Source organism: Spirochaetota bacterium (assembly GCA_040756435.1).
Classification (GTDB): domain Bacteria; phylum Spirochaetota; class UBA4802; order UBA4802; family UB4802; genus UBA4802.
Window position 1 is genome coordinate 1 of sequence record JBFLZD010000094.1, and the last position, 7042, is coordinate 7042.

Here is a 7042-nt window from a genome sequence, read left to right on the forward strand (position 1 = left end):
GCCCATAATATGATGAAAATTCCTGCATGAAAATGAGTAGTAAATGGGATTTTTTAATTTTTTTCAGTATCAAGTACTTAAAATAAAAAAAAAGGCCGTCCCATAGTTTGTTTTGAGACGGCCCCTACTTTATATTTTATTTAAATTTACACATTTAGGAATAATAGATGAAAAATAGTTGAATATTTTGGGTTTATGATGAAATAATAGTTTGTTCTTCTGAAAAATATTTAAAAAAAAAGCGTATGCTGTAACGAAGTGGGAGTAGCAGCATAAAATTAGTAATTGCATATGAAAATTGTAATAAGTTTCACTAAAACTTTATTAGTTTTATGTGCAGTTGTTTCTATTGCATTTTATCCTGCCTATGTAAGGGCTTCAGTATATGGTGATACATACTATACCTATACATGCGTAGATGGTGAGGGATATCTCCATGGGCTGGGCATCGCAGTAACTAATGATCTACCAGTTGTCTTTAATATTAGAAATGCAATGTGGTATGTATCCTCTTCTTTGAGCTATGGGCAGAAAGATGCCAACAGGCCATGGAATACCAGCAGGCTTTTACTCCCTGTAACTGCTGGGTTATATTCTGAATATACATTTTCTTCATATCCTTTTAAAGTGGATGGTGGTGCAGGGTGTGGAGCGGTATACATTCGTAAATACAAACCAAAACACTATGGCCCTTATATGGATTTTTCACAAACGGAAGTACACAATGCAATTGGGCCACGTATTGAAGCTATCATGGGAATAGGATATATAATAACCCAGAAAACATCTTTTTTTATCAAGGCAGGGTACCAGCTTTCATGGTATGATGCTCAGTATATTGAAAAGAATACCAGCGGCTATATGATTCATTGTGGATTGCAGTGGACGCTACAGGGTACCAATAAAGGGCTATTTGATGAATAGAAAGAATAAAAAAAATAGAAGTACGATACATCATTATATAATGTGTCTGGCTGTACTGCTATTAGTGGTTATAGGGTGTGATGGGATGCGTAATGAAGAGCCACTACAGATATGTTTTATTCGTAATGGTGATGTGTGGGTAGTGGATGAGGATGGGAGTAATCTAAAACAGTTGACCTTTACGGGTACCAATGAATGGCCTTCATGGTCAGCCGATGGAAAATATATAGTGTATGGAAGTGTAACAGGGGGACATAATGAGATTTTTTTAATGGAGTGGGATGGGAGCAATAACAGGCAATTAACGGTTTGTGTTCTTAGTGATGAAAATTATTATTGTCCAACATGGCTCCCGGATGGAAGTGGAATCGTATATAATAGATTCGTATCTACAAGTGCATTTTCTTACATTGGGATTATGGATACAAAAGGGGATATTAAAAATGAATACTTATTGTCAGGTGTTAATGCACGCATAAATGCTTTAACGATTTCAAATGATGGGAAAATGGTAGCATATAATTGGTCTGGTACAAATTTTATTGGGTTGTTTAATATAATGACACAAAGTAATAACAGTGCTTTAATTACTCCTACCAATTATAGTCTTACATGGTCACCCGAAGGTGATAGTTTTGCATATATACAAGGTTCATATATTTATAAATATGATATATCATCTGCTTTAAATACGTTTTCCTATTCATCAATTTACGTGGAAAATTCGTTTATGGGAATATCATGGAGACCATCAGGAGATGCTATAGTGCTTGTTTCTGATGCGCTGCCTTATATTGGAATTTGTATCTTCAATTTCAATACCAATCAATTTAAAAGCATCACTAATGATAGTACAGATAAACATCCCTGTTTTATAGGTAAACCACGGTAAAAAAATATTTCTTTGACAAACTTTCTTATAAGCATTATTATATTTAATACGATACTCGAAGTATTATTTTTGTGAATCGTATTTTTCATTTCCCAATGCTCAAAGCTTCTGGCTTTTTATATTATGGTTTAAAGTATAGGTTTATTGGGATGAACGCTGACGTCTGTGGGTATGGTAAACGCGTTACAATTAGTATCTATCCATTTTTTACAGTGCGATAAAACCAAACGGTGTTTCAGTTCAATATAACGTTGCAATCAGTTATGGGAAATTTTAAAGATAGCCATTGCAAAATGTGTATTGAAATGATCTTTTAAAATGAGTTGTACTATGGCTTAAAGTAAAATATATTTTTTAAGGAGGTTTGTCATGAAGACCAATGCGCCACGGTCCATCGTATGGTGGATTTCTGTTGTTATTGGAGTGTTAGGAATTATCGGAAGGTTTGTTGCACTGCCTGTGTTATCGGCTTATTCATGGTGGCTTGTAGCAATAGGCTTTGTTATCCTGGCACTAGCTACCGTAATCAAAGGTTTATAATTTAACAGTTACTATCGCCACAAAAAATTTTGTACTCAAGGGAATTGTATCACTGAGCACAGCATGCCTGCTGCATTGGATGCGGTGTGGGGATTGTACAGATCAAGCTTCCACACTCCATCAACTACAAAGTTATAGCGGAATGCTCCCTTTGGCAGACGCTTTTGCAGGCGCCATATCCCATTTTTGTCTTTTTGCAGCAGATCAATTTCAGGATTCCAGTTGTTGAAATCGCCAGCAAGAGCTACAATCGAAGCCTTTGGTGCATACAGCCTGAATTCCACCAGCCGTATGCTTTCATCAAGTATTTTATAGCTTACCTGTGTGCCTTCAGGGAGCTTATCCTGACGAACAATTGAAAAATATGAACCAGTGCTGTCATCGGCAATGTCTTGATTTACAGGATCATTAATCCACACATTATCAACCAGAAATTTGTACCGCACTATACGCTCATTATCATTGAAGGGAATGATGTAAAACCAGACGCCATTGTTGCTTCGCTCCATGGGCTGCTTTTTCCAGTATGAAAAATCTCCAGCAATATATACCCGATGAGCACTGCGGTTTTTGTAGGTAATCAAAGTGCCCCGTACTATTTGTGGCATCCCCGGTTTACTATGGGAGACAGTTACCGATGATGGTGGCATGGCCTTTGTAAGGGTGTACAGTGAATAATAGGGAACGCTTTTTGCCGGAGAATAATCACTATTAGAAAAATAACACAGTGAAATGATGAGCATAATCCATTGCAGCGGTTTTGGCATGTACTATAGGCTCCTGTGGCTAAATTTTACGCTTTATAATTGCATATTAATATGTCGATAGGTATAGAGAAAATATTTATATGATTTTATTTAAAATGCATATTAATATATAAAGGGAACTTCTAAAAACTAATTTTACGGATGTTCCCTTTTGGGCACTATATGTTTAGGATAAAACTGCTTTTTATTATATGAATAATTTTGGAAAAAAAGCAGTTTTTAGGGGGGCCATAATTAGCAAAATATGTTTGATTTTTTACATAGAATATGAGTACTATGTTTATGTCACATTATAAACGTTAATCACAGGTGGAAAGAACCCAATATGGCGGTAACTGAAGAGATACAAAATCTGACTCCAGAAGAGGAAGCTGAAATTACGCGGATAGTGGATTCGTTTGATGCTGAACTTGCATCCATTGCTCAAATGCGTGGAAAGGTAAGTGTGATACAGGCTGATTCTACAGCTGCTGATTTTACAATTTCACCCGGGCAACGTGAAGAGGAACAAGAAGGCTTAACTACACCTGAAGTGTATGAAGAGTCTGAAGAGATAGTAGACATAACTGACATGATAGAAGAAGTGCCTGAGGAAATGCCGCCTTCTGTTGAGGAAGAAGCTCTTCCTGAATTTGAAGAGGTAGTTTCAGAAGAAGCATTGCCACAAGAACCTGAAAAAGCTTTTGAAGAAATGTTGCCGGAAGAGTTGCCAGAGGAAATCCCCTCATTTGAAGAAACGAAACTGCCACCAAAGCCAACAAAGAAAGAAGTAAGCCCACTTGATGAACTGGAAGAGCTTACAAAATTTGAGCCTGAGACTGTTGAAGCCCATGAAATCCGTACTGATGAATTTGTAACAGAAGAACCACGTATACCTCGTGATGTCAGTTTGGATGAGGATATCCATCTTTCGGAAATTGGTACCGAAGAAGCATCCGAGATCTCTGAAATTAAACCTGAAGAACTTCCCGGAGCTGATCTTGCAACATTGGGACTTGATGAAGAAATTCCTGAACCGGCAGCATTTGAGGAGGTGTCAAAAGAGGAAGCCCCACGAGCTCGTTTTGAAACTCCTTCATTTGATGAATTAGAAAGCTTTGAAGAGCCGGTAAAAAAAGCTGAAAAAGTTGAGCGTGTCGTTGAGGAATTCAGACCTGAATTTGAAGGATTAGAAGAGGAAGAGCCGCAGCCAATCTCAATGGAAGAAAGCGTTGAAATTTCTGATGCTGAGTTGCGGCGGTTAAAAAAAGCATTACTGCTGCTTCATCCTGTTCTCCGCAGAAAAATAAAAGAGATAATTTTACGGGATGAGTTATCTCCTGAAGATACCCGAAAGCTTATTGACCTGATACTATCGGGCAAACCTGAAGAAAACATACAGCGGTTTATTGAAAAAAAACTCAATATTAAACTTACCCTTGAAGAAGAAATTCCACACCGAAGAATTATCACTGCCAGGCCTGAATATACCCGTGAAGGGATGCAGCGACAGCAGCGGTTACTGCGGCAAACAAAGATTATTGCAGCAGCGGTACTCATTGGATTTGCATTAACAGTAACTGTCTATCAATATATTTATAAGCCATTTATGGCAAAACGGCTTATCAACAAAGGTGTGGCACTGATACTTGAACCGGGTGACCCTGCAACCAAAAAAGTTAAGGATTATAAAAAGGCAGAAGAGTATTTTGAATACGTTGACCAGCACTATAAAAAAGATTATTTATATGGATATAATGCATATGCTCGTGCATACTTTAAAAAACGAGAGTTTGACTATGCATACACCAAGTTGAAGCGAGCATTTGAAATAAACAATCGTGATATTGATACACTGAATAACACGGGCTATTTCTTTGCAAAAATACCGGAAAACTACTACAATCGCATTCAAAATGATGCACTGAGGACATTTGCACCCAAAGGTACCTATGAGATGTCACAGGTTGACATGGCAATAATGATGTATAATAGAGCTTTAGCAATTGACGCAAAAAATATCACCGCAATGTTTGGTATAGGCAATGCATATCTGTATCAGGGTCAGTATGTAAAGTCACGACAGTATTTTGAAAATATTCTGAAAGTTGACCCCAATTCCTGGGTTGGCTATGCTGGCCTTCTTAATCTTTTTATTGAGCGCGATAATTTGCCAGAGGTGCTTTCCATTCATACTGACCTTAGGGCGCGTGATATTTTAACGGATATCCCTTCACCATTGCTGGCAAAATTGGCCCATTACTATTTAGGGAAAAACCGTTCGGATACGTTTAATGTGCGGGTTGATTTAGGCATACAATCACCACGCCTTAAGGATGAAGAGGATAACCTGATACCAGCATGTCGTGGTGTGCTTGATGCATTAAAGGAAAAAGACCCTGATTACCCACCGCTGTATGTTGCAAGTGCCAAACTGGCTGCAGCACAAAAAAACTTAAAGCTTGTGGAAATGCTTTTGCAAGAAGCTGAGCAAAAAGCTGAGGAAAAAGGGGAACGGTATGCGGCAGCATTGCAGCTTCTGGGTGAATACAACTACACCATCAAACAGCCGGTTGAAGCATATAAGTACCTCAATGCAGCAATAACTGCGTATCAATATCCGCCTGAGTTTACCTATGAGGATTTTTACTATGAGTCTGAGTCAATAGGTAAAGCATATGCGTACCTGGGCCATATCTTTTATTATTTCTTTGATAAGGTAAAATTCAGGTTTGGCGATGAGCTTGATGAAGCGCTTCTTGATGAGGATGCTGATAAGATGGCTAATTTAGACATTGCGCGGCAAAAGTATGAGCTTGCTTTGCAGGAAAATTTTTCATCGCCTGAGGTGCGATATAATTTGGGAAGAATATATTATGTTAACCAAAACTATCAGCAGGCACTGGAACAGTGGCTTAATCTGTATGAGGATATAGTAACTAATCCGCAGGTTATGTTTGCGATAGGCAACGCGTTCTATCACATGAATAATTTAGAGGCAAGCAAAGGGGAATACCTGAAAATGATTGCCGTCTTTGAACGCAAGGCAGAATCAATACGATTGCCACGGCCTGAACGCAAAGAACATCGTGTAATTTTCCAATCGCTTGCTTCAGCATATAATAATCTGGGAGCAGTGTACCAGATTCAGGGAAGTGAAACAAAAAGCAGCATTGCCTACTGGAAGGCAATTGATTATGCTTCACGCTTAGGTATGGAAAATGAATTTGCCCGTGTTAACTTAGCACGTGGATTTAAGCCCCGCACCACACCAATTATGCCAATCTTAGATGAAAATATCCCCTATAGTATTGATATTTTCAGGGCCGACATGAGGTAATATAAATCATATATTCCCCCCACACAATTAAAGAGTAGTGGTAGATTCAATAATAAAGTTAATCACAAAATAACAAAATGTAGCCTTATAAATAACACATCCTTTAGAGTTGTATGTAAGCAAAAAAATTAAAGGAGACGGTGTGCAGATATACTTTTAGCAACGTAAAAGTATAGTTTATCTTATGTTATTAAATTACCTTTAGCCGTGATGGCTATTGGGTGGCTAGTTTCACCAATTCTGGCGGGGGTCCCCAGTAAAATTGACAACAAGGTATCCCTTCTTCAAGATAAAATGAAAATGTGTAGCCACTAAAGCGATAGTTATCGGTATTATCTTCACTATCTAACGCAGCAAGATAATCATAAAGATAGTTCTCAATACAATAGGCTATAATCTTTGCCAATGACATCTTACATATTTTGCGCACATCCATCACAAACTCATACTCATTTTCATACAAATACAGATGAACCCGCTTCCACGTTTGGTACCGCTTTCTATACTGTAATCGTTTATAGCTTTTTACAGGGATCTTTTTATACGAAAACACATAGTTTATGAAATTTATAACAAATGTATGAAGCGATAGTTTACGGA

General features: G+C 37.8%; 6 protein-coding genes. 4 read left to right on the top strand and 2 right to left on the bottom strand.

Going from position 1 to position 7042, the window contains the following annotated elements; translation table 11 throughout:
* The first annotated feature begins 291 nt into the window (after positions 1-291).
* The 3 genes from AB1444_15850 (at position 292) to AB1444_15860 (ending at position 2356) form a co-directional block, all read left to right on the top strand.
* Entirely contained in the window at positions 292-924 is a 633-nt protein-coding gene (locus AB1444_15850) for a hypothetical protein (protein MEW6528129.1), read from the top strand.
* The gene (locus AB1444_15855; protein ID MEW6528130.1) at positions 917-1816 is read left to right on the top strand and encodes a hypothetical protein; all 900 of its coding nucleotides are present in this window, start codon (positions 917-919) and stop codon (positions 1814-1816) included. Before AB1444_15850 ends, AB1444_15855 begins: the two co-directional genes overlap by 8 nt.
* A 369-nt stretch (positions 1817-2185) precedes the next feature.
* The gene (locus tag AB1444_15860) at positions 2186-2356 is read left to right on the top strand and encodes a hypothetical protein (protein MEW6528131.1); all 171 of its coding nucleotides are present in this window, start codon (positions 2186-2188) and stop codon (positions 2354-2356) included.
* A 35-nt stretch (positions 2357-2391) separates the two neighbouring features.
* Here AB1444_15860 and AB1444_15865 read toward each other — a convergent pair whose 3' ends face one another.
* The gene (locus AB1444_15865; GenBank protein MEW6528132.1) at positions 2392-3123 is read right to left on the bottom strand and encodes a glycogen-binding domain-containing protein; all 732 of its coding nucleotides are present in this window, start codon (positions 3121-3123) and stop codon (positions 2392-2394) included.
* Positions 3124-3448: 325 nt separating this feature from the next.
* Here AB1444_15865 and AB1444_15870 point away from each other — a divergent pair, with 325 nt between their 5' ends.
* Positions 3449-6442, top strand: a complete 2994-nt coding sequence (locus tag AB1444_15870; protein ID MEW6528133.1) for a tetratricopeptide repeat protein — start codon at positions 3449-3451, stop codon at positions 6440-6442.
* A gap of 214 nt (positions 6443-6656) precedes the next feature.
* Here AB1444_15870 and AB1444_15875 read toward each other — a convergent pair.
* A partial coding sequence (locus AB1444_15875; protein MEW6528134.1) for a hypothetical protein occupies positions 6657-7042 on the bottom strand: 386 nt, incomplete at its 5' end.

Coding starts and splice junctions, on each gene's coding strand:
- AB1444_15850 (MEW6528129.1), top strand. CDS start 292: ATGAAAATTGTAATAAGTTTCACTAAAACTTTATTAGTTTTATGTGCA.
- AB1444_15855 (MEW6528130.1), top strand. CDS start 917: ATGAATAGAAAGAATAAAAAAAATAGAAGTACGATACATCATTATATA.
- AB1444_15860 (MEW6528131.1), top strand. CDS start 2,186: ATGAAGACCAATGCGCCACGGTCCATCGTATGGTGGATTTCTGTTGTT.
- AB1444_15865 (MEW6528132.1), bottom strand. CDS start 3,123: ATGCCAAAACCGCTGCAATGGATTATGCTCATCATTTCACTGTGTTAT.
- AB1444_15870 (MEW6528133.1), top strand. CDS start 3,449: ATGGCGGTAACTGAAGAGATACAAAATCTGACTCCAGAAGAGGAAGCT.